The 19,463-nt window shown below is 72.8% G+C and carries 24 protein-coding genes; 17 read left to right on the top strand and 7 right to left on the bottom strand.

The features are described from left to right. Positions 1 to 190: 190 nt before the first annotated feature. The gene (locus ACWGH0_RS25535) at positions 191 to 547 is read left to right on the top strand and encodes a hypothetical protein (RefSeq protein WP_453406566.1); all 357 of its coding nucleotides are present in this window, start codon (positions 191 to 193) and stop codon (positions 545 to 547) included. Positions 548 to 566: 19 nt separating this feature from the next. Here the strand turns inward: ACWGH0_RS25535 and ACWGH0_RS25540 are convergent, their stop codons facing one another. Further along, a complete protein-coding gene (locus tag ACWGH0_RS25540; RefSeq protein WP_453406567.1) occupies positions 567 to 995 on the bottom strand; it encodes a VOC family protein in 429 nt (142 codons plus the stop codon). Between the two features lie 159 nt (positions 996 to 1,154). On the opposite strand from ACWGH0_RS25540, the gene ACWGH0_RS25545 reads away from it, so the two are divergent. Both ACWGH0_RS25545 and ACWGH0_RS25550 read left to right on the top strand, forming a co-directional pair. Then, positions 1,155 to 1,514 (top strand): phage holin family protein, encoded by a 360-nt coding sequence (locus ACWGH0_RS25545; RefSeq protein WP_453406568.1) that lies wholly within the window; start codon positions 1,155 to 1,157, stop codon positions 1,512 to 1,514. Between the two features lie 39 nt (positions 1,515 to 1,553). Continuing rightward, positions 1,554 to 2,408, top strand: coding sequence for an alpha/beta fold hydrolase (locus ACWGH0_RS25550; protein WP_453406569.1), 855 nt, complete (start codon positions 1,554 to 1,556; stop codon positions 2,406 to 2,408). Positions 2,409 to 2,495: 87 nt separating this feature from the next. Here ACWGH0_RS25550 and ACWGH0_RS25555 read toward each other — a convergent pair whose 3' ends face one another. Both ACWGH0_RS25555 and ACWGH0_RS25560 read right to left on the bottom strand, forming a co-directional pair. Then, positions 2,496 to 3,149 carry a hypothetical protein gene (locus tag ACWGH0_RS25555; RefSeq protein WP_453406570.1) on the bottom strand — a complete coding sequence of 218 codons (654 nt, stop codon included), beginning with the start codon at positions 3,147 to 3,149 and terminating at the stop codon, positions 2,496 to 2,498. A 137-nt stretch (positions 3,150 to 3,286) separates the two neighbouring features. Beyond that, positions 3,287 to 3,859 carry an HPP family protein gene (locus tag ACWGH0_RS25560; RefSeq protein WP_453406571.1) on the bottom strand — a complete coding sequence of 191 codons (573 nt, stop codon included), beginning with the start codon at positions 3,857 to 3,859 and terminating at the stop codon, positions 3,287 to 3,289. Between the two features lie 566 nt (positions 3,860 to 4,425). Between ACWGH0_RS25560 and ACWGH0_RS25565 the strand changes: the two genes are divergently transcribed. From ACWGH0_RS25565 to ACWGH0_RS25595, 7 genes are all read left to right on the top strand, one after another. After that, positions 4,426 to 5,178 (top strand): alpha/beta fold hydrolase, encoded by a 753-nt coding sequence (locus tag ACWGH0_RS25565; RefSeq protein WP_453406572.1) that lies wholly within the window; start codon positions 4,426 to 4,428, stop codon positions 5,176 to 5,178. Beyond that, on the top strand, positions 5,175 to 5,684 hold the full coding sequence (locus tag ACWGH0_RS25570; RefSeq protein WP_453406573.1) for a hypothetical protein: 510 nt from the start codon (positions 5,175 to 5,177) through the stop codon (positions 5,682 to 5,684). Before ACWGH0_RS25565 ends, ACWGH0_RS25570 begins: the two co-directional genes overlap by 4 nt. A gap of 114 nt (positions 5,685 to 5,798) precedes the next feature. Beyond that, positions 5,799 to 6,212, top strand: coding sequence for a DUF4190 domain-containing protein (locus tag ACWGH0_RS25575; protein ID WP_453406574.1), 414 nt, complete (start codon positions 5,799 to 5,801; stop codon positions 6,210 to 6,212). A 276-nt stretch (positions 6,213 to 6,488) separates the two neighbouring features. Next, positions 6,489 to 7,469: a polyphosphate kinase 2 gene (gene ppk2, locus ACWGH0_RS25580; protein WP_453406575.1), complete on the top strand. Its 981-nt coding sequence runs from the start codon at positions 6,489 to 6,491 to the stop codon at positions 7,467 to 7,469. 250 nt (positions 7,470 to 7,719) lie between these two features. Next, complete coding sequence (gene bla, locus ACWGH0_RS25585) at positions 7,720 to 8,688, top strand: class A beta-lactamase (protein ID WP_453406576.1); 969 nt, start codon at positions 7,720 to 7,722, stop codon at positions 8,686 to 8,688. A gap of 199 nt (positions 8,689 to 8,887) precedes the next feature. Then, positions 8,888 to 9,271 carry a hypothetical protein gene (locus ACWGH0_RS25590; RefSeq protein ID WP_453406577.1) on the top strand — a complete coding sequence of 128 codons (384 nt, stop codon included), beginning with the start codon at positions 8,888 to 8,890 and terminating at the stop codon, positions 9,269 to 9,271. 131 nt (positions 9,272 to 9,402) lie between these two features. After that, positions 9,403 to 9,852, top strand: a complete 450-nt coding sequence (locus ACWGH0_RS25595) for an SRPBCC family protein (RefSeq protein WP_453406578.1) — start codon at positions 9,403 to 9,405, stop codon at positions 9,850 to 9,852. A gap of 48 nt (positions 9,853 to 9,900) precedes the next feature. On the opposite strand, the gene ACWGH0_RS25600 is transcribed toward ACWGH0_RS25595, so the two are convergent. Then, positions 9,901 to 10,251 (bottom strand): hypothetical protein, encoded by a 351-nt coding sequence (locus ACWGH0_RS25600; RefSeq protein ID WP_453406579.1) that lies wholly within the window; start codon positions 10,249 to 10,251, stop codon positions 9,901 to 9,903. A gap of 228 nt (positions 10,252 to 10,479) precedes the next feature. Here ACWGH0_RS25600 and ACWGH0_RS25605 point away from each other — a divergent pair, with 228 nt between their 5' ends. The 4 genes from ACWGH0_RS25605 to ACWGH0_RS25620 all read left to right on the top strand — a co-directional run bounded on the left by ACWGH0_RS25605 (position 10,480) and on the right by ACWGH0_RS25620 (position 13,580). After that, positions 10,480 to 10,659, top strand: coding sequence for a CsbD family protein (locus ACWGH0_RS25605; protein ID WP_453406580.1), 180 nt, complete (start codon positions 10,480 to 10,482; stop codon positions 10,657 to 10,659). 306 nt (positions 10,660 to 10,965) lie between these two features. Then, positions 10,966 to 11,253, top strand: coding sequence for a polyprenyl synthetase (locus tag ACWGH0_RS25610; protein WP_453406581.1), 288 nt, complete (start codon positions 10,966 to 10,968; stop codon positions 11,251 to 11,253). After that, positions 11,246 to 12,298, top strand: a complete 1,053-nt coding sequence (locus ACWGH0_RS25615; protein ID WP_453406582.1) for a polyprenyl synthetase family protein — start codon at positions 11,246 to 11,248, stop codon at positions 12,296 to 12,298. The genes ACWGH0_RS25610 and ACWGH0_RS25615 overlap by 8 nt, the downstream gene beginning before the upstream one ends. A 115-nt stretch (positions 12,299 to 12,413) precedes the next feature. Beyond that, positions 12,414 to 13,580, top strand: coding sequence for an oxygenase MpaB family protein (locus ACWGH0_RS25620; RefSeq protein WP_453406583.1), 1,167 nt, complete (start codon positions 12,414 to 12,416; stop codon positions 13,578 to 13,580). 27 nt (positions 13,581 to 13,607) lie between these two features. Here ACWGH0_RS25620 and ACWGH0_RS25625 read toward each other — a convergent pair whose 3' ends face one another. Further along, a complete protein-coding gene (locus tag ACWGH0_RS25625) occupies positions 13,608 to 14,318 on the bottom strand; it encodes a TetR/AcrR family transcriptional regulator (RefSeq protein ID WP_453406584.1) in 711 nt (236 codons plus the stop codon). A 116-nt stretch (positions 14,319 to 14,434) separates the two neighbouring features. On the opposite strand from ACWGH0_RS25625, the gene ACWGH0_RS25630 reads away from it, so the two are divergent. Together ACWGH0_RS25630 and ACWGH0_RS25635 are read left to right on the top strand one after the other, a co-directional pair. After that, complete coding sequence (locus tag ACWGH0_RS25630; protein WP_453406585.1) at positions 14,435 to 15,145, top strand: DUF4386 domain-containing protein; 711 nt, start codon at positions 14,435 to 14,437, stop codon at positions 15,143 to 15,145. Between the two features lie 136 nt (positions 15,146 to 15,281). Next, positions 15,282 to 15,713: a VOC family protein gene (locus ACWGH0_RS25635; RefSeq protein WP_453406586.1), complete on the top strand. Its 432-nt coding sequence runs from the start codon at positions 15,282 to 15,284 to the stop codon at positions 15,711 to 15,713. A gap of 33 nt (positions 15,714 to 15,746) precedes the next feature. Here the strand turns inward: ACWGH0_RS25635 and ACWGH0_RS25640 are convergent, their stop codons facing one another. After that, positions 15,747 to 16,649: a LysR family transcriptional regulator gene (locus ACWGH0_RS25640; RefSeq protein WP_453406587.1), complete on the bottom strand. Its 903-nt coding sequence runs from the start codon at positions 16,647 to 16,649 to the stop codon at positions 15,747 to 15,749. A gap of 46 nt (positions 16,650 to 16,695) precedes the next feature. Here ACWGH0_RS25640 and ACWGH0_RS25645 point away from each other — a divergent pair, with 46 nt between their 5' ends. Further along, positions 16,696 to 17,658: an EamA family transporter gene (locus ACWGH0_RS25645; protein ID WP_453406588.1), complete on the top strand. Its 963-nt coding sequence runs from the start codon at positions 16,696 to 16,698 to the stop codon at positions 17,656 to 17,658. 154 nt (positions 17,659 to 17,812) lie between these two features. Here the strand turns inward: ACWGH0_RS25645 and ACWGH0_RS25650 are convergent, their stop codons facing one another. After that, on the bottom strand, positions 17,813 to 19,429 hold the full coding sequence (locus tag ACWGH0_RS25650; protein ID WP_453406589.1) for a phospholipase D family protein: 1,617 nt from the start codon (positions 19,427 to 19,429) through the stop codon (positions 17,813 to 17,815). Positions 19,430 to 19,463: the final 34 nt, after the last annotated feature.

The raw sequence follows: 19,463 nt of genomic DNA on the forward strand, positions 1-19,463 counted from the left end.
GACCGGTACACCGGTCGGGCCCCGCCGTTCTTCCGGCGGCCGCCGCGCCGCCGCTGTCGTGCCCCGAACAGGTGGTTTCGGGCAGCCGCGGCATGAGGGCCGGCCGGACCGGGATGAATGCGATCGACGGTCCATCAGCCTCGCAGCCGCACAGTCTCGCCGGGGCGCACACGGAAAGAGGCCCTTGCCGATGCTGGGTATTCGCGTCCTTGGTACGGGGGTGCCGGTGCTGGCACTGGCGCTGACGGTCGGGATCTGCGGGACGGCACACGCCGCCGGCGAAGGCGTGGCGGGCACGCCGCACGCGGCGGTCCGACCCGCCGACCGCTCGGCCGTGGAGACCGTGACAGCGACCGGCACCGCCGACGGGGAACCGGTCGTCGCACGGTGCCCCGCCGGTACGAGGGCCGTGGGCGGGGGTGTGCGGACGCACGGCGCGGTGGACGCGTACGACACCTACCCGGCACCGGACGGCGCCGGGTGGATCGGATCCGCCCGGGGCCCCGACCCCCGGACGCCGATCACGGTGTACGCCGTCTGCGCCTAGCGGACGGCGCGGTCCGCCCTCAGTCGAGGCAGAACTCGTTGCCCTCGATGTCCAGCATCGGAATGCACGCGTCATGGCCGTCGTACAGCGTGCGCACGTGTACCGCGCCGAGCGGGACGAGCCGTGCGCACTCGGCCTCCAGTGCGGTCAGGCGCTCCGCACCGACGAGCCCCGTGCCGACCCGCACGTCGAGGTGCAGCCGGTTCTTGGCGGCCTTCCCTTCGGGCACCCGCTGGAAGAACAGGCGCGGGCCCACACCCGAGGGATCCACGCAGGCGAACCACGCGTCCTGCTGCTCGGGGGGCAGCGAGCGCTTGAACTCGTCCCAACCGGCAAAGCCCTCCGGCGGCGGCGGTACGACGTACCCCAACACCTCGCACCAGAAGCGAGCGAGGCGCTCGGGTTCCGCGCAGTCGAAAGTGACCTGCAACCTCTTGATGGATGGCATGAGGGCAACGATATTGACGCGTGCCGTTCAACGAGTCCCAGGGGTGCAGTCGCCGAGCCGGTCGCTGCGGGCGTCGGTGATTGTGCGGGCGGATCCGCACGGACCACGGCGAGTTGCGCGGGCTGCGTGCCGGGCCGGGTCACGGGTACCCGAGAGGGCATGCAGGCACTGTCACAGGATGTGATCGCGTTGGTACGTGAGGACGTTGGCCAGGTCAAGGCGGAGCTGGAGGCCGCCGTCAGCGAAGGCCGGCACGGGTCGGCGGCGTTGGGGGCGGGCGGAGTGCTCGGGGTACTGGCGCTGCTCGCGGCACAGGACTCGACGGTACGCGCGCTGGAACGCGTGTGGCCGGCGCAGCGGGTGGCGGGCGTGTTCGCGGCGGCGTACGGTCTCGGCGCCGTGGCGTTCGTCGCGTACGGGCGGGCGAGACTGCGGGAGGCGCGGGCCGCGTCGCAGGAGGCGCTCGCGTGCTCCCTGGACGCCGTGGAGCAGGTGGCGAACGAGCTGAGCGGGTCCTGAACCCGCCCGTGCACGGGACCGATACGGAGGGCCGGAACGGTGTTCGAGGGCTTCGCGAGCGAGCTGGTACGCACCCGGGACGCGTCCGTCTTCGTACGCCATGGCGGCGAAGGCCCGCCGGTGCTGCTGCTGCACGGCCACCCCAGGACCTCCGCCACCTGGCACCGCGTCGCCCCTCTGCTGGTCGAGCGGGGCTTCACCGTGGTCTGCCCCGACCTGCGGGGATACGGCCGCTCCCGTGGCCCGGCGCCCGCAGCTGACCACTCCGCGCACTCCAAGCGCGCGGTCGCCGACGACATGCTCGCCGTGATGCGTTCGCTCGGTCATGCCCGATTCGGGCTCGCCGGGCACGACCGAGGGGGCGCCGTAGCCCTGCGGCTGGCTCTCGATCACCCCGACGCGGTGGAACGGGTGGCGCTGCTCGACTGTCTGCCCGTCTCGGAGCACCTGTCCCGGATCACCGCGCGGTTCGCCACCCAGTGGTGGCACTGGTTCTTCTTCGCCCAGCCGGACATCCCCGAACGCGTCATCAACGCCGACCCGGACGCCTGGTACCGCGGAGATCCGCTGCGCATGGGCCGGGAGAATTACGACGAGTGGCGCGAGGCCACGCGAAACCCCGATGTGGTGCGGGCGATGCTGGAGGACTACCGGGCCGGTTTGACGATCGACAGGCGGCAGGAGGAGGCGGACCGCGACGCCGGGGTGCGGATCCGCTGCCCCGCGCTGGTCCTGTGGTCGCTCCGGGACGACCTCGAAGAGCTGTACGGCGACCCGCTCACGATCTGGCGGCAGTGGGCGCCCGACGTGCGCGGCCACGGCATCGACTCCGGGCACCACGTGGCCGAGGAGGCCCCGGACGCACTCGCCGGCGCCCTGGGCGGGTTCTTCTGAGCCGTCGCCGTCGCCGCCGCACTCACCTCACAAACCTCCGCCGCGCCCCGGTACTCCCGCACAGGGCCCCGCCGGTACGCGCCTCCGTCACGCCGGGCGGTCGTCGCCCACCTCGACCGTGGTGGTGACGCGTACCAGTGAGGGGCGTCGCGGCGCCGAGCCGAAACCGAAGCGTACGGGCGGATCGACGGGTGCGAGCGGACCGAGGCCGACCCCTTCGAAGCTCGCGTCGGCGGTGGTCACCGGCAGGAGATCCTGTGCTCCGTACCACTCCCGGCGGCCGTCGCCGGCACTGCCCCGGGTGCGTACGCCGGGGAGCAGGCGGGCGGGGAAGTCGACCAGGGCCGCCCAGAAGGGCCGGGCGGCGAGCGGGCGGGGCACGGCGCGCAGCAGCAGGCCGAGGGGGCCGCGGCTGCCCACGGTGAAGCGCAGGTGCAGCGGGCCGGCCTCCACGGCCCAGGACGCGCCCGTCATCCGCACCTCGACGGGCACGACCCGCACGGTGTCGAAGCCGTAGGTGTCGGCGACGAAGGCGGCGACCTGGTGGTCCGGCGCGAGCAGGAGGCGTTCGCCGTCCGGTCGTTCGATCATCACGTCGCTGAACGGGCCGAACGGCGACCGAGGCCAGTGCCCGAGGACCACTCGTGTCCCGGAGGAGGTCCCGACGCCGGCGATCCAGCCGTCGAACCGCAGACGCCCGCCCTTCGAACGGCACTTCTCTGGAGTCTCTCGACGTTTCACAGCGGCAGGGTCCCCCGCCACCGGCCGTCGCAATCCCACGCACGGCCCCGCGGGGACGCCCGCCCACGGGCGCGGCCCGGACGGCGGCAGGACGGTGACGGGCCGTCGGGCCTCACGGTGGGCGCGCGGGCCGCCGGTCACCACCAGTACGTGGGGTACCTCTGCGCCGTACGGCGGATCCGGGAGGCGGCGTACCCGGTCGCGACCAGGAGCAGGGTCGCCCCGAGCAGGAGGGGGACGAACCGGGTCGGTGCGGGGTTCTGGAGCACGATGACGACGGCGGTGGCGCAGGCGGGCGAATGCGGTGTGCGGGCGGCGATCATCAGGGCGAGCGTGACGCCGGCCGCCACGGCCGCGGCCCATGCGCTGCCGCCGACCGCGGCCAGCACGCCGTAGCCGACCGCGGCTCCGAGCAGGTGACCGACGACCACGCTGCGGGGTTGGGCGAGCGGCAGGGCGGGAGCGCTGTGGACGAGGGCCGCGCTGGCGGCCAGCGGCGGTATCAGCACGGGTTCGTGGAGCACCGCGCCGATCGCGGCGAGGCCCAGCAGGACCGTCGTCGCGGCGCTGATGCTGTGCAAGGCGGCCGCCGGGGTGGGCCTGGCCGGGGCCCGGCCGGCCGCTCTGCGCCGGGGGGACGCCTCGGGGGCGGCAAGCGGGGCCGCGGCGGCTGGGGCGGCTTCGGGACGCAGGGCGGCGTCGATGCTCATGTGAGGTGTTTCCGGGGGGCAGCGGCCGGGGGCCGGGTGAGACGGACGATCGAGGAGGTGCGCCCCGCGGTGGTGTGAACACTGCGGGAAGCGCGGTGGGGGGCGCTGTGGTCGACAGTCAACCCGCCCTTGCGTCCGTGTCCTGGTGCGGCCGGCGCACATCGCCCACGACCTTATCGCGCATGTTTGCGACGGAATGCATCGGGTGTGAGCGGATCGCCGGCCCGGTGGCGGCCCCGGCGGCGATCGGTGCGCCATCGGTCCACCATCGGTGCGCGATCAGAGACGCGATCAGTGACCCGATCACCGCGATCGCAGGTGCGCATGACCCCCGGACGCCGGGGCCGGCACCGTCCACGCCGGACGGTCAGCGGGCGAACGGGCCGCCGGGGCCGCACGCACGGGCGGCGAAACGCTCGCCGATGCGGCGGTTGCGGTCGTCGGCCGCCCGCTGCCGCACGGTCCGGGTGCGAGGCCCGGACGGACCGGGACACGCACGGGCCGCCCCGGTCGGCCCGCCACCGTGCTTCCCCGGCTCCGGGCACTGGTTGCGCGATGGTGGAGGCATGGAACACACAACACATGCGGGGCTCTTCACCCGCAGGTTCGGCCGGGTCCCGCGCGACGGCGCTCCGAGCGTGGTGCTCGTCCACGGACTCGGGCTGTCGGGCCGGTACTTCGTACCTCTCGCGCGGAGGCTGGCGGCGAGCGGGACGACCGTGTTCGTACCGGACCTGCCGGGCAACGCACGGTCGCGCGCCGGCGTGCGCCGCGCACCGGACGTCGCGGAACTCGCCGGTGCCCTGACGCGCTGGCACCAGCGGCTGCGCCTGGGCCCGAGCCTGCTGGTGGCCAACTCGGTCGGCTGCCAGGTGGTCGCGGCCCTCGCCGCCCGCCAGCCGCGCCTGGTGCGGCGGATGGTGTTCGTCGGTCCGGCGCTGGAACCCGGGGCGTCCGCCTGGCGCCAGTGCGCCAGGCTCCTGGCGGACGCGCCGCGGGAGCCGCTCTCCCTCCTCGCGGTGGCCGCGACCGACTACCTGGTGACCGGCCCCTTCCGCTTCGCCGCGTCGTTCCGCCACGCCCTGCGGGACGCGGCCGAGTCCTTCGAGGGGCATCTGGCCCAGGTGCACGTGCCGACCCTCGTGGTGCGAGGGGCGGGCGACACCATCGCCTCGGACACCTGGACCCGGCGGGTGGCGCGCATGGTGCGCGACGGGCGGGCGGCCGAGGTCCACGGCGCCGCGCACGCGGCCCACTACAGCGCCCCGGACGCCGTGGCCGCGCTGATCAGGCAGTTCACGGCGGGAGGGCACGCGTGAAGCCGTCGAGAACGACCGAAGGATCGCGATCCCCGCGCACGGACCGCCCCTCGCCGTGGCTGCGTCTGCTGCCGGGCATCTCGCCGGAGCGCCGCGGTTTCGTTCTGGCCTGGTGGGGGTTCGCCCTGACCTTCGGCGGGATGCGCCTGCTGACCTGGCTCATCCACATCGACGTGGCGGGGCTCGGGGACGTACAGGCCGGCGGAGTCCACATCCACCACTACGTCTGGGGAATCCTGCTGCTCGCGGCGGTGGGTGCGGCCGGCCTCGTCGAACGCACGCCTCGCGCACGCGCCTGGCTCGGACTGGCCTACGGGGTGGGACTGGCCCTGGTCCTGGACGAGGCCGCGCTGCTGATCAGCCTGGAGGACGTGTACTGGGACACCGAGGGCGGCGTCAGCATCGCCCTGGCCATCGCGCTGATCGCCGTCGCGGGCAGCATCCTCGCCATGACGCGCGGCCGCCGCGCCGACGGACGCGGCGGGGACGGCGGACCGGCGCGATGAACGGTGCGCCGGGAGCTCCCGCGAGAAGCCGGCACGCATCCGTGGCCGCGCCCGGGGCACAAGGGGCACGTACGACAACTCGACGGGCCGGAAAGCAGAGATGAGAGTGATCACGTGTCCTTCTCCAACCACCCGCAGACGCCGGACAGTTACGGGCAGACCCGTCAGGACACGGAGGTGAAGCGGGGCAACGGGCTCGCGGTCGCCGCGCTCGCCCTCGGCATCGCGGCGCTGCTGCTCTTCTGGACCGTCTTCGGCGGGCTCGTACTCGGTCTGCTGGCCGTCGTCTTCGGCATCCTCGGCGCGCGCAAGGCCCGCGGAGGCCGTGCGCCGCGCGGCAAGATGTCGATCATCGGCGCGGTGCTCGGCGCGCTCGGCCTGATCGCCTCGGCGGTGATCATCGCGATCGGTGCGTCGATCCTCAACTCCGACGAGTTCAAGAACTTCGACGACTGCGTCCGGCAGGCCGACACGCAGAGCGAACGGGACGCCTGCGCCAAGGACTTCGACCAGGACGTGAACAACTGACGCGTACGCGCAGGCACGGCACACGACATCCGTCGCCCGGGGATCCGCCGGAGGATCCCCGGGCGACGGGCGTCGGTGCTCCGACGAGGGCCGTCCGGCGTCGCGGCGACCGCAATCCGCGGCTACGGAGAGTGGCGAATCGTCGCAGGCGCACGTGCGGGTGCGGCGGGCACAATGGGACAAGTGACATCCGGTGTGCCGGAATCGTCGTACCGGGAGCGTATCGGGGCACACAGGGGCCATGACCTTCGGTGCGAGCGGGGCGACGGTGACGCGATGAACCAGGAATCAGGCGGCAGGGACCGGGCCGAGGAGCTGCTGGACGGCCTGACCGTGGACGAGACCAGGCCGGAACAGCCGATACTCCTGGACGCCACCGGGCAGTCGATCAAGACGTGGCAGGAGAACTACCCGTACGACCGCAAGGTCCGGCGACGGGACTACGAGCGCCGCAAGCGGGTGCTCCAGATCGAGGTGCTGAAGCTGCAGCGCTGGGTCAGGGAGACCGGTCAGCGGCTGATCGTCATCTGCGAGGGCCGGGACGCCGCGGGCAAGGGCGGCACGATCCAGCGCTTCACCGAGCGGCTCAACCCCCGTGGCGCCCGGGTGGTGGCCCTGGAGAAGCCGACGGAGCGAGAGGCCTCGCAGTGGTACTTCCAGCGGTACACCGCGCATCTGCCCTCGGCGGGCGAGATCGTCTTCTTCGACCGCTCCTGGTACAACCGGGCCGGCGTCGAGCGTGTCATGGGCTTCTGCACGCGTGAGGAGTACGAGCTGTTCCTCCGGCAGTGCCCGGCCTTCGAGCAGATGCTGGTGGACGACGGCATTCTGCTGGTCAAGTTCTGGTTCTCGGTGTCGCGCGCGGAGCAGCGCACCCGGTTCGCGATCCGGCAGGTCGATCCCGTCCGGCAGTGGAAGCTCTCGCCGACCGACGTGGCGTCGCTGGACCGGTGGGACGACTACACCGCCGCCAAGGTCGACATGTTCCGGGCGACCGACACATCGTTCGCACCGTGGACGGTCGTCAAGAGCAACGACAAGCGGCGCGGCCGCCTGGAGGCCATGCGCAGCCTGCTCTCGCGGTTCGACTACGTCAGCAAGGACGCCGAGGCCGTCGGCAAACCCGATCCGCTGATCGTCGGCGCCGCCGACACCCTGCTGGAGCCCGGCGAGGAACACACCAGCCTCTCCCCCACGCCGCTGGTACCCGACAGCACCGGCCCGGGGGCGCACCCGCCCGCAGCGAACCCCGGATAGCGCGCCCGAAGCCGCCGGGCTCGGGCCGGCCTCCGTCGTCTCGCCGTTCCCCCGTCCCCACCCCGACGCGGGCGGCGACGGTACGCAGACGGGCGGTCCGTGCCCGCGCGTATGGGACCGTGGAGGCCGCCCGGGACGATCGTGGGTGCGGTCCCCGCAGTCACGATCGGGTACCGGGCGGAAGCCGTGTCGCTCCGACCCGCCATGCGCCCCGTGCGGGCGCCTCCGGAGGTTGTGGACCATGCAGACGATGCGACCCGTTCGCCGCATCCCCACCCGGCGCACCGTTCTCGGCGCGCTCGCGACGCTCGCCCTCCTCCCGCTCGCGGCCTGCGGCCAGGGCGGGTCGGCGGCCTCGTCGTCACCGTCGTCCGCGCCGTCGCAGTCGTCCCCGGCGCCGTCTGCCGAGAAGACGCGGCCGGGGGCGCCCTCGCAGCCGTACGCCGGTGAACTCAAGGCGCTGGAGCGCCGGTTCGACGCGCGGCTGGGTGTGTACGCCGTCGACACGGGCAGCGGGCGCGAGCTGGCGTACAACGACGGGGAGCGCTTCCCCTTCGCCTCCACGTTCAAGGCGCTGGCCGCCGGAGCGGTGCTGCGCGAGTACCGGCTGAGCGGGATGGACAAGGTGGTCACGTACTCCCGGGCGGATCTGGTCGCGCACTCCCCCGTGACGGAGAAGCACGTCGAGAGCGGGATGACGTTGCGCGCACTGTGCGACGCGGCTGTCCGCTACAGCGACAACACCGCGGCGAACCTGCTCTTCGACGCGCTCGGCGGCCCCCGGGGCCTGAACGCCGAACTGAGGAGGATCGGCGACGACGTCATCCGCATGGAACGCCGCGAGCCCGAACTCAGCCGATGGTCGCCGGGCGACCCGCGGGACACGAGCACACCGCGGGCGATGGCCGAGGACCTGCGCGCCTTCGTTCTCGGCGACGTACTCGCCGGGGAGGAACGCGCACAGCTCACGCGATGGCTGCGGACCAACACGACCGGCGGCGACACCATCAGGGCCGGTGTGCCCGAGGGGTGGGTGGTCGGCGACAAGACCGGCACCGGCAGCGGTTACGGCGTCCGCAACGACATCGCCGTGGTGTGGCCCCCCGGCACGGCACCGATCGTCGTGGCGATCATGTCGAGCCGCGACGAGGAATCGGCCGGACACGACGACAGGCTGATCGCGGAGGCGGCGTCCGTGGTCGCCACCACGCTGTCGTAGCGTCAGGGCGGCCTGGCAGCGCTCGACTTCGGCGCCCGGGGCGCACAGGACTGCAACCGGCGCCCCGTCGACTGCGTCGTATGCCGCGTACCGAGGCCGTCGGGGAAGTGTGGCCATGCGGAAACGCCCTGCGGCGGCTTCCGACGCCACAGGAAGCCCACGGCCGCCCACGCAGAACCACGGAAACACAGGAGTCGACTTGTCCATACGCCGAACCCTCGCCGCCTCCGCCACGGCTGCCGCCCTCGCCGTCGTCGCCCTCCCCGCCACGGCGCAGGCCGGTGACGCGATGAAGATCTGCGGGGTCCGATCGAACGGTGTCCTCTGGTGCGGCAACTCGGCGCCCACGTCCGTCCGCAGCTACCCCGACGCCACCGACAGCTGGCAGGTGGACACCCTGCGGACCACGTACAGCTGGTTCAACTGCTGGACCACGGGCTCCCTGCACTCGGGCGGCAACCACACCTGGTACAAGACCACCGGCGACGACAACGGGGCGTCCGGTTTCGTACCCGCTTCCGCCGTGCACACCTCGTCGTCCTTCGACGCCTACCCCTCCGCGCACGGCCTGCGCCACTGCTGAGCCGTCAGGACGCGACGGCGGTGCGGCGGGTGCGCCGGTCATGACGGGCGGCGACGTGGGTACACGCGTGTCCAGGACGCACGGCTGACACGAGCGTGCGGGCACGCGGAACCAACGAAAGGCAGCGCCTGATGTCGCAGGTCGAAGAGTCCGTAGAGGTACGGGTACCGGTTCGCACGGCCTACAACCAGTGGACTCAGTTCGAGACGTTCCCGGAGTTCATGGAGGGGGTCGAGCGGATCGATCAGCTGACGGACACCCTGACGCACTGGGTCACGGAGGTGTCGGGGGCGAAGCGGGAGTTCGACGCCAGGATCACCGAGCAGATCCCCGACGAGCGGGTCGCCTGGACCACCGTCGGCGGCGAGGTCGAGCAGGCCGGAGTGGTCACGTTCCACCGGCTGGCCGACGACCGCACCAAGGTGATGCTCCAGCTGGACTTCCGCCCGGACGGACTCGCCGAGACGGTGGGCGACAAGCTGGGCGTCGTGCAGCGCCGCGCCAAGGGTGACCTGGAGCGCTTCAGGACGTTCATCGAGTCCCGGGGCACCGAGACCGGTGCGTGGCGGGGCGACGTCTGACGCCACCGCCCGAGCCGCCGCCTTTCCCGCCCGGGGAGGGCGGCGGCGTCATGCGGGCCGGTCGCTGTACCCGCAGATCCAGGCCAGGGCGTCGTGCGCTCCGCTGATGTAGTCCCGGGCCTCCCCCTGGGTGGTGGCGTCGTCCAACTGGACCACCGAGGCATCCACTTCCGCCGTCAGCAGCGGCAGTCCGGGCACCCCCCTGGCCTCCGCCGTGCCGGTGATCGGGGAGCGGCCGGTGCGGCCCAGGGCCCAGGTGTAGGCGGCGGCCGCCCCGGCGGAGAACTGCGACACCTCGTCGCGTTCCGCCCTGTTCTTGAGCGCCAGGTCGATGTCGGCGGGGGTGCGTACGCCGACGAGGGGGGTGTCGTCCGGTCGCGCGGTGTGGGGGTCGGTCATGTCGGTCGCTTTCCGTGTCGGCCACTCACGTCGTGGTGGTCCCACCATGCCAGGAACGCGTGCGTTTCTCCGGGGCGGCCCGGCCGTCCGTCCTCGCGCGGATCGCCGCCGCGCGGCCGGCGTCGCCGTACGGCGGCGGCAGCGGGTGCCGGCGCCACCGCACCTTCGCCACGTTTGACCGGCTCGTGAGCGGTCAGACGTAAGACGTCACCGCTGAACCGGAAGGACGTGAGTGCCGTGGCGGACCAGAAGGCGAAGTCGAAGGCCGAACAGGCCAAGGGCAAGGCTAAGGAAGCTGCCGGCCGGGCAGTCGGCAACGAATCCATGGAGACCGAAGGCCGCGCCGAACAGGCCAAGGGCGACGCACGCCAGGCGAAGGAAAAGATCAAGGACACCTTCAAGCACTGACGCTCGACGCGTGATCTCTGCCAGGGCCCGGCATCCCCATGCCGGGCCCTGACGCATGCCCTCCTCCCCTCGCGCGGGGGCGCGGGCCCCTGCCGTCCGTACGGACGGGGTCGCCCGGCCCATGACCGGCCCGCTCGCGCGTCGGGCGGACGCCAGTCCGGCCGGTCGCTCGATCGGTGATCCCCGGTGCGTCGCCGAGGCGGACCGGAGAAGCTCCCAGGGGGACGGGGGCGGAGCCACTCGTTCCCCGGCGCCGCCCTGCGGCTGCCGGATGCGGGCGGGACGTACGAGGAGGGGGAGAACGGCATGTCCTATGAGACCGGGCCGGAGCGAGGGACAGCACGGCACAGCGACGCGGTGCTGCTGGCGGCGGGCATCGCGGATCTCGCGGTGGGGGCGGTGGGCGGTGTCGTGAGCGGCCTGCGGGGGCTGCTGGGCCGCGCGGACGTGGCCGAACTGGCCGAGGACGGGCAGCAGGAGCTCAAGGCGCGCGGGCGCCTGGTCCTGGACCGCCACGCGGCCGGAGCACCCGCCCATTTGGAGGTGCTGGCCCGGCAGGTGACCGCCCGGCGCGGTGGTGCCGCGCATGGCTGACGGTGGTGAGCAGGCCGCTTTCAAGGCCCGGGTGGACCTGGTGCTGCACCACTTCGTCGAGCGGGAGGCCGACCGCCTGGTCGACGTCGACGCGGACCTGGCTCCGGTGGCCGAGCAGCTCCAGGTCGCCACGGCCCACGGAAAGCGGCTGCGGGCGGCGTTCTGCTACTGGGGGTGGCGGGCGGCCGGACAGCCGGACAGCGACGCCCTGCTACGGGCGGCCGCCTCCATGGAGCTCGTGCACGCCGCTGCCGTCGTGCACGACGACCTCGTCGACCGGAGCCGCGTACGGCACGGGCTGCCCACCGTCCACGAGGCCCTGCGGACGGTCACGTCGGCCGGGCCCCGTCCGAAGGCCGCCGCACGGTCGCTGGCCATGCTGGTGGGCGATCTGCTGATGTCCTGGGCCGGGCAGCTGTTCACGGCCTCCGGTCTGCCGGCGGCCTACCTCGCGCGGGCCCGCCCTCTGTGGGCGGTGCTGGCCCGCGAGCTGGTCGCGGGCGAGTGCCTGGAGATCCTGCGCACCGGTACGCGGCCGGACACGGACACCGCGCTGAAGGTGATCCGCTACAAGACGGCGAAGTACACCGTCGAGCACCCGCTGCACATCGGGGGCGCGCTGGCCGGCGCCTCCGGCGCGCTGCGGCAGGCGTATTCGGACTACGGGCTGCCGCTCGGGGAGGCGTTCCAGCTGCGGGACGACCTGCTCGGCCTGTTCGGCGACCCTGCCCGTACCGGGAAGGCGAACAAGGACGACCTCGTCGCCCACCGGCCCACCGCGCTGCTGGCCCAGACCTGGCAGGAGGCCACGGCCGGTGAACGGCGCACGCTCGAAGAGCTGCTGGGCCGGCGCGACCTGTCCGGGGACGGCGTACGGGAGGTGCGGGAGATCATGCGCCGCACCGGGGCGCCGGCCCGTATCGAGCACATGATCGCGGAGCGGATCCGGATCGCCACCGCCGTCCTCGACGACACGCCGCTGCCCGACGAGGCCGGCCGCGCGCTCGCCGGCCTGGCCCGGACGGCCACGGTCCGCCGCCACTGACGCCGCGGTCCGGTCCGCGGTCCGGTTCCAGCCCCGATGCACAGCCCCGATCCGTAACCCCGGTCCGGCCAACCGCCCGCGACGCGGGCCCCCGGTCCCGTGAGGAGTTTTGCAGATGACCTACACCGAGCAGTCCCTCGACGCCCTGCGACACGTGGGGGACGAACTGGCCGACGCCGTCGTGGCGACCATGTTCGAACGCGGTGAGGTGGGCAAGTTCAACACCCTCATGCGTTTCGTCTCGACCTCGGGCCAGACGCTTCCGGACGGGCTGCCGGAGGTGGCGCGTGCGTATCTGCACGAGACCAGCGCCCCGCCGGCCTGGGTGGACTGGGACGAGATGGAGAAAGCCCGGCTGTTCTTCATCGACAACAACGTGCACATCTCCACGGCCCTGTCCTTCGCCTCCATGCCCGCGTGCTACCTCCTGCCGCACGTGGCGAAGCTCCTGTCCGCGACGCACGCCCTGAAGTACCCCTCCAAACGCATGGCGGAGACCGGGCAGTTCACGGTCCACCTCATGCAGCCGAACGCCTTCGAAGCCGGCAGCCGCTTCATCCCCGCCGCGCAGAAGGTCCGCCTCCTGCACGCGTCCATCCGCCACCACCTGCGACGCGAGGACCGCTGGGACACCGCGAATCTCGGGACGCCGATCTGCCAGGAGGACATGATCGGCGGGCAGATGATGTTCTCGCTCCAGGTCCTGGACGCCCTGCACCGGCTCGGTGTCCACATGAGCACCGAGGGCGCCGAGTCGTACTACTACGCCTGGCGGGTCGTGGGCGCCATGCTGGGCGTCGACCAGAGCCACGTACCGGCCGGCCTGGAGCAGGCCCGCGCGTTCTCCGACCTGTACATGACCCGTCACATGGGTCCATCCGAGGAGGGGGCCCACCTGACCCGCCAGCTCATCGACCTCTTCGAGGAGGTTGTGCCCGGCACGTTCTTCGACCCTCTCGTCGGCGCCCTCGTCCGCCACCTCATCGGCGACACCTGCGCCGACTGGCTCCAGGTGCCGCGCACCCCGTGGGACACCGCCGTCAAGGCCGCTCCCGCACTGCTCGGCGTACTGGAGACGATCGAGGACAGGTCGCCGCTCGGCGCCTGGGCACTGGACCGCCTCGGCCACCTGACCACGCTGTTCGAGCTCAGCTCGCTGACGCGGGGGCGCGTCATGCACTACGCCGTCCCCGAACACCTCAAGAAGGACTTCGGCGTCGCCACGGCCGTTCCGCGGACGCACCGCTGGACACCGCCGGCGCCGCGTGTGCCGCACGCCTGACCCACGGGCCGGGCGGGGCGCCCGGTGTCAGGCCGTCGTGTCCCCCGAGGGGCCGGCGGAGGACCAGCCCCGCTCGTGGAGCCGCTCGAACCCGTCCAGGAGCAGATCCAGCGCGAACTCGAACTCGAACTGGTCGTCGCAGCCGGCGCCCACCACGGAATCCTGGTCGTGGGCCACCGCACCGGCCAGTTCCAGCACGTGCGGGAACCTCGCCGCGTCCTCCGGCGAAACGGCCGGGCGCGCCTGCGCGTCGGGGCTGGGCGAGGCGTCGAAGAGCTCCTGGGTCAGCCCCATCACCCGGCTGCCCAGGGCGTGCATCGCATGGTGCGTCAGATCGACGGAGAACCCACCGGCGCGGAACATGCCGATCACCGTGTCGATGTACGCGAGCACGACCGGTGTGGGGCCGTTGCGCGACTGGATGACCTGGGCGGCCCACGGATGGCCGAGGAGCGCCCCGCGCGCCGACAGGATCCTGCGCCGTACCGCCTGCTTCCCGCCGGATCCGGGCGCGGGCGCGGCGATCTCGCCGATGACGACGTCCACCATGCCGTCCAGGAGTTCCTCCTTGTTGGCGACGTGCTTGTAGAGCGCCATCGGCACGACGCCGAGCTCCTGCGCCAGCCTGCGCATGCTCAGGGCGTCGATGCCCATGCCGTCGGCGAGCGCGACGGCGGCGCGCAGCACCCGGTCCCGCGTCAGAGGGGTCCGGCGCGTCGCCTCCGCCTGCTGAGCCATGTCCCCACCCGCCCGTTCGTGATCTTCGTACGGCATCCGCCTTGACGAGTGTACGACGTACACCTACCGTGAGCCTTCGGTGTACGCCGTACACCTTTGGGCAGGGGAGGGTCCTGATGGACTCAGTCAGAAGAACCGCGGTCGTGACGGGCGTGCTGTTCCTGGTCACCGAGGTGACCGCGATAGGCGCTCTCGCGCTGTACGGACCCGTTCTGCGGGGCGCCGAGTACGTCGTGGGGCCGGGCGCGGACTCCCGGGTGTTCCTGGGGGCGCTGCTGGAGATCGTCCTCGCGGCGGCCGTCGTCGGCACGGGGGTCGCGCTGTTCCCCGTCATCAAGCGGCAGAACGAGGGCGCCGCGCTCGGCTACGTCTGCGCCCGGCTGCTGGAAGCCGCCGTCATCCTCGTCGGCACGATCAGCGTCCTGGCGGTGGTGACCCTCCGCAAGGACCTCGGGGAAGTCGGGGACGGCGACGCCGCCGCTCTCGCCACGGCCGGCGAGGCCCTCGGGGCGATCCACGACTGGACGTTCCTCATCGGCCCCAACTTCGTCCTGGGGGCGAACTCCTTCGTACTGGCGTGGCTGATGTACCGCTCGGGGCTCGTGCCGCGCTTCATCGCCGTACTGGGGCTCGTCGGGGGCGCGCTCATCTGCGTGTCCGCGACATGCGTCCTGTTCGGGCTGTACGAGCAGGTCTCCGTGCCGGGGTCGGTCGCGGCGATCCCGGTGTTCGTGTGGGAGGTGAGTCTCGCCGTCCGGCTCATCGCCAAGGGCTTCGAGCCGTCGCCCCTCACCTCAGGGGTCCCCCCTCGCTCCGGCGGCGCGTGAACCGGGCACAACTCCCGCGCCGCAGGCGTCCTGCTGAGCGTTTCGGCGTGCGCGACAGTTCCCTCATGGGCGACGGTTGACCCGGCCCGCCGTATTTCGCGGCCGGGTCGCGAAGCCGCGTCCGAAGGAGACACCCATGCAGTGGACACTCGAAGTCGTCCCGGTCCCGGTCACCGACATGGACCGGGCCAAGGAGTTCTACGCCGAGAAGGCCGGATTCCACGTCGACCTGGACGACGAGGTCGCCCCCGGGGTGCGCATCATCCAGGTGACTCCCCCGGGTTCACGGTGCTCGATCGCCATGCTCCAGGGCATGCCCCCGGCGCCCGGCACCAAGCAGATGGCCCCCGGTACGCTCCAGGGCCTCCAGTTCTGTGTCACCGACATCACGGCGGCCCGCGAGGAGTTGCTGGCGCGGGGCGTGGACGTCTCCCCGATCCGCCACGTCGGCGCGGCGGGCTGGGAGGACGGCAAGGGCGGCACCTGGAACTCGTTCATGTCCTTCGAGGACCCGGACGGCAACGGCTGGGTGGTCCAGGAAGCTCCGTCGGAGCTGTCGCAACGCTGAGCTGCGACGGCCCGGCCCGCCGGCCGCCCGCGATCACCGCCCGGCCCCGGTCACGGCCGCCTGCCGCAGCAGGTCGGTGACCAGGGCGAGCGGTGGCCAGTTCAGACGGCCGCGTCCGGCGACAGCGTACGCCCGCAGCTCCACGTCCGGGCCGGTGAGCGGGACGAGCCGCACCTGCGGGTACAGCACGGTGCCGAGCGGCAGCAGGCCCACGCCGAGCCCGGCCGTGATCATGCCCTGCACCAGGTCGAGGCTGTCGGCCTGGTGCGTGACGCGGGGGACGAACCCCGCCATCGAGCCCAGCGTACGGATGACGTCCTCGTCGGCGGTGTTGCGCGAGTTCACGATCCAGTCGTACGAGCGGAACCGGTGGACGATGTCCAGCGCCGTCCCCCCGCCGGCGTCGGCGTGCGCGGGCACACCCAGGCCCCACTTGGCCGTCCACAGCGCCGTGGCGCTCACGGCAGGATCCTCTGCGGCCGGCGCGAGGTTGTAGTCGTACGTGAGGGCCAGATCGGCTTCGTCCGCCGCCAGCAGGGCCAGCGCCTCGGCGGGCTCGTGCTCCCGGATCAGGACGTGCAGCCGCGGATGGCTCACGGCCAGGTCGGTGACGAGGGGCAGCAGGTACGCGCGGATGGCGGTGGCGAAGCCGGCGACCCGCAGGGTGCCGTTGGGCTCCGCCCCCGGTGTGAGGTCGAGGTACGCCGCCTCGACGGCGGCGAGGATGGTCACGGCGTGTTCGGCGAGCCGCCGGCCCGCCGGGGTGAGCCTGACCCGCCGCCCGTGCGGCTCGATCAGCGCGGTGCCCATCTCACGGGCCAGTACGGCGATCTGCTGGGACACCGTCGAGGTGGTGGTGCCCTGCGTCTCGGCCACGGCCCGCATCGACCCCAGCCGGGACAACTCCACCAGCAGGCTCAGCCGTCGTGTCTCCATGCCTCCATTGTTCAGGAATCCCGAACAGACCGTCCATGATCGGCACGTGGACACGGACGATGTCCAGGCCCTCTACTTGGGGCCCATGAGCCCGCTGACCTCCCCGAACACCACATCCCGCACCGACAGGGCGCGCCTGCGGGGCGCCGAGGGCGGAGCCCTCATGACCCTGGCGTCGATGTCGAGCGTCCAACTCGGTCTGGCCCTGTCGGTCACCCTGCTCGACCAGCTCGGCGCCCTGGGCACGACCGGCCTGCGCCTGGCCTGGGCGGGCCTGCTGCTGCTCCTGCTCGTACGCCCCCGCCCCCGCGACTTCGCCGGCCGGGACCTGCTGGCCTGTACCGTGCTCGGCGCCGTGACCACCGGCATGATGGTGTTCTTCATGCTCGCCGTGACGCGCCTGCCGCTCGGCACCGCCAGCGCGCTGGAGTTCCTCGGTCCGCTGGCGGTCTCCCTGTACGGGCCGGGCGGCGGGCGGGGGCGCTGGACCGCCGCGGCGGCGGTGGGAGTCGTCCTGCTCACCGAGCCCTGGCACGGCGGTACCGATGTCGTGGGAGTCGGCTACGCGCTGGCCGCGGCAGCGTGCTGGGCCGGCTACATCCTGCTGACCCAGCGCGTCGGCGACACCGTCACCGGGCTCAACGGGCTCGCCCTGTCCATGCCCGTCGCGGGCGTGCTCGGCGTGCTCGTCGCCGCGCCCTCCGGCCTGGGCCAGGTGACGGGGCGACTGCTCCTCGTCATGCTGGGGCTGGCCGCGCTGAGCGTCGTTCTGCCGTTCGTCCTCGAGTTCCTCGCCCTGCGGCGCCTGACCACGTCCGCCTTCGGCACCCTGATGAGCCTGGAGCCGGGCATCGCTCTCCTCGCGGGACTGGTGGTACTCGGCCAGATGCCCGGGGTCCTGCCCGCACTCGGCGTCGTGTGCGTCGTGGTCGCCGGCATCGGCGCGACCCGCACCGGGGCCCGCGAACCGGCGCCGGCCGAGGCCCCCGTCACCGCCGACGCGCGCTGATCGGAGGCTCGTACAGGCGGCCCGTCCGTCGCAGGCGTCGCGGGCCGCACACGGGTGGGCCCGAGGCCCGTCGCGTGAGCTCGCGGATCAGCCGGGCATGGCAGCGGCCAGCAGCCCGGCGTCCGGCGACGCGCCCCGGTACGCGCGGTGCCTCTCAGTAGGCGTTGCGGCGGCGCAGGGCGAAGGGCCGGCCGTCCGGGTCGACGAGCAGGCGGTATAGGGGCATGGCCAGCGCCTTCTCCGGCCGTGAGAGATCCGGCGGTCGGTACGTGCGCAGCCGTCCCGGCGGCCGGGGCCCGCGCCCGCCGCCGTCGTGCCAGGCGTCCAGCGCGGCCGCGCTCGCCGCGAAGGCGTCGAACGCCTCGACGGGGTCGCACAGGGCGTCCGGGGCATCAGGGGCTCCGGGTTGTTCCCGGTCCAGGTGTTCGCGGGAGAGTTCCAGGCGCAGATCTCTCGCGTAGACGCGCGCGCCGTCCCCCAGACCGGCGGGGTCGCGCGGTTCGCGCGGGTCGGCGGTCGCGTCCAGTACGGCGCAGTCGAGTTCGGAGTCGTGCGTCCAGGAGCGCAGGTTGATGTTGTCGGACCCCACCGAGGCCCAGACGTCGTCGATCACGCACACCTTCGCGTGCACGTAGACGGGTGTCCCGGCATGGTTCTCCAGCCCGTATACCGCCACGCGCCCCTCTCCCCCGCGCCGCAGCCTCTCCAGCGCGGTGATCCGGCCGACCAGGTTCATCGGCAGGCTGATCCGGCCGTCCTGCTCGGGGACGGAGGGGATGACCGCGACGAGCCGCAGTCCGGGGTTGTCGGCCAGCGCCCGGGCGAAGAACTTCACCACGTGCGGGGACCACAAGTACTGGTCCTCCAGGTAGATGAGCGCGCGGGCCCGCCGCAGCGCCTTGAGGTAGCCGCGCGCGATGCTTCGTTCCCCGTCGGGAGCGAAGTCGTAGCCGCGCAGCAGACGGTTCGGGTACGTGCGCAGGAGCTGGACGGTGTGCGTGCCGCAGGGTGACGGGTCGGGCAGTTGGGGCGGCAGCGGGTCCGCGTCGACGTCCTCCCGGTGCGCGCGCTCGCGCAGGCGGGTGACGGGGCTGCGGCTGAGCGGGGACGGGTCTTCCCAGCGTTCGCGGAAGCACGCCTCGACGTCACCGACGGCCGGTCCGCGCACGGCGAGCTGGATGTCGTGCCAGGGCGGGCGCGGTCCGTACGCGGCGGAGATGGGCTGCGCCTGGGGGTCGCCGCGGTGCGCGGCGTCGTCGTTGCGGTTGTGGCACAGGTCGGTGCCGCCGACGTACGCGACGTCCAGCTCCGGGCGGCCGGGGTGCCGGAGTACGACCAGCTTCTGGTGGTGGGAGCCGCCGGGGCGTACGCGCATGTCGAGCAGGCACTCCCCGCCCGCCGCTTCGATCTCCTCGCCGAGATGGCGGTTCTCGGTCTCGCTGAACTGGAAGCGGTCCAGGTGGGAGCGCCAGACCAGTCCCTTGACGATCACCCCGCGCTGCGCCGCCTCGCCCAGTACGGCGCCGATCTCGGTGTCCTGGCCCGCCAGCCGCTCGTCGGGGTCGCCGCGCCAGTCGGTGAACAGCAGGAGATCACCGGCGCGCTGTTCGCGGATCGCCGCGAGAAGTTCCCGGAAGTACGTCGCGCCATGGACCAGGGTCCGTACGTGATTGCCGTCCGACCAGGAGGCCCGGTCCGGGCGGCGGCTGTCCAGGCGGGTCGCGGTATTGCCGCGTTCGCCGGACGTCAGGAGCCATTCGGTGCGTCCCACGGCCTGGAACCTCCCGCCCGGTCGGGGATGTCGG

It is taken from the genome of Streptomyces sp. NPDC054887 (assembly GCF_053610585.1).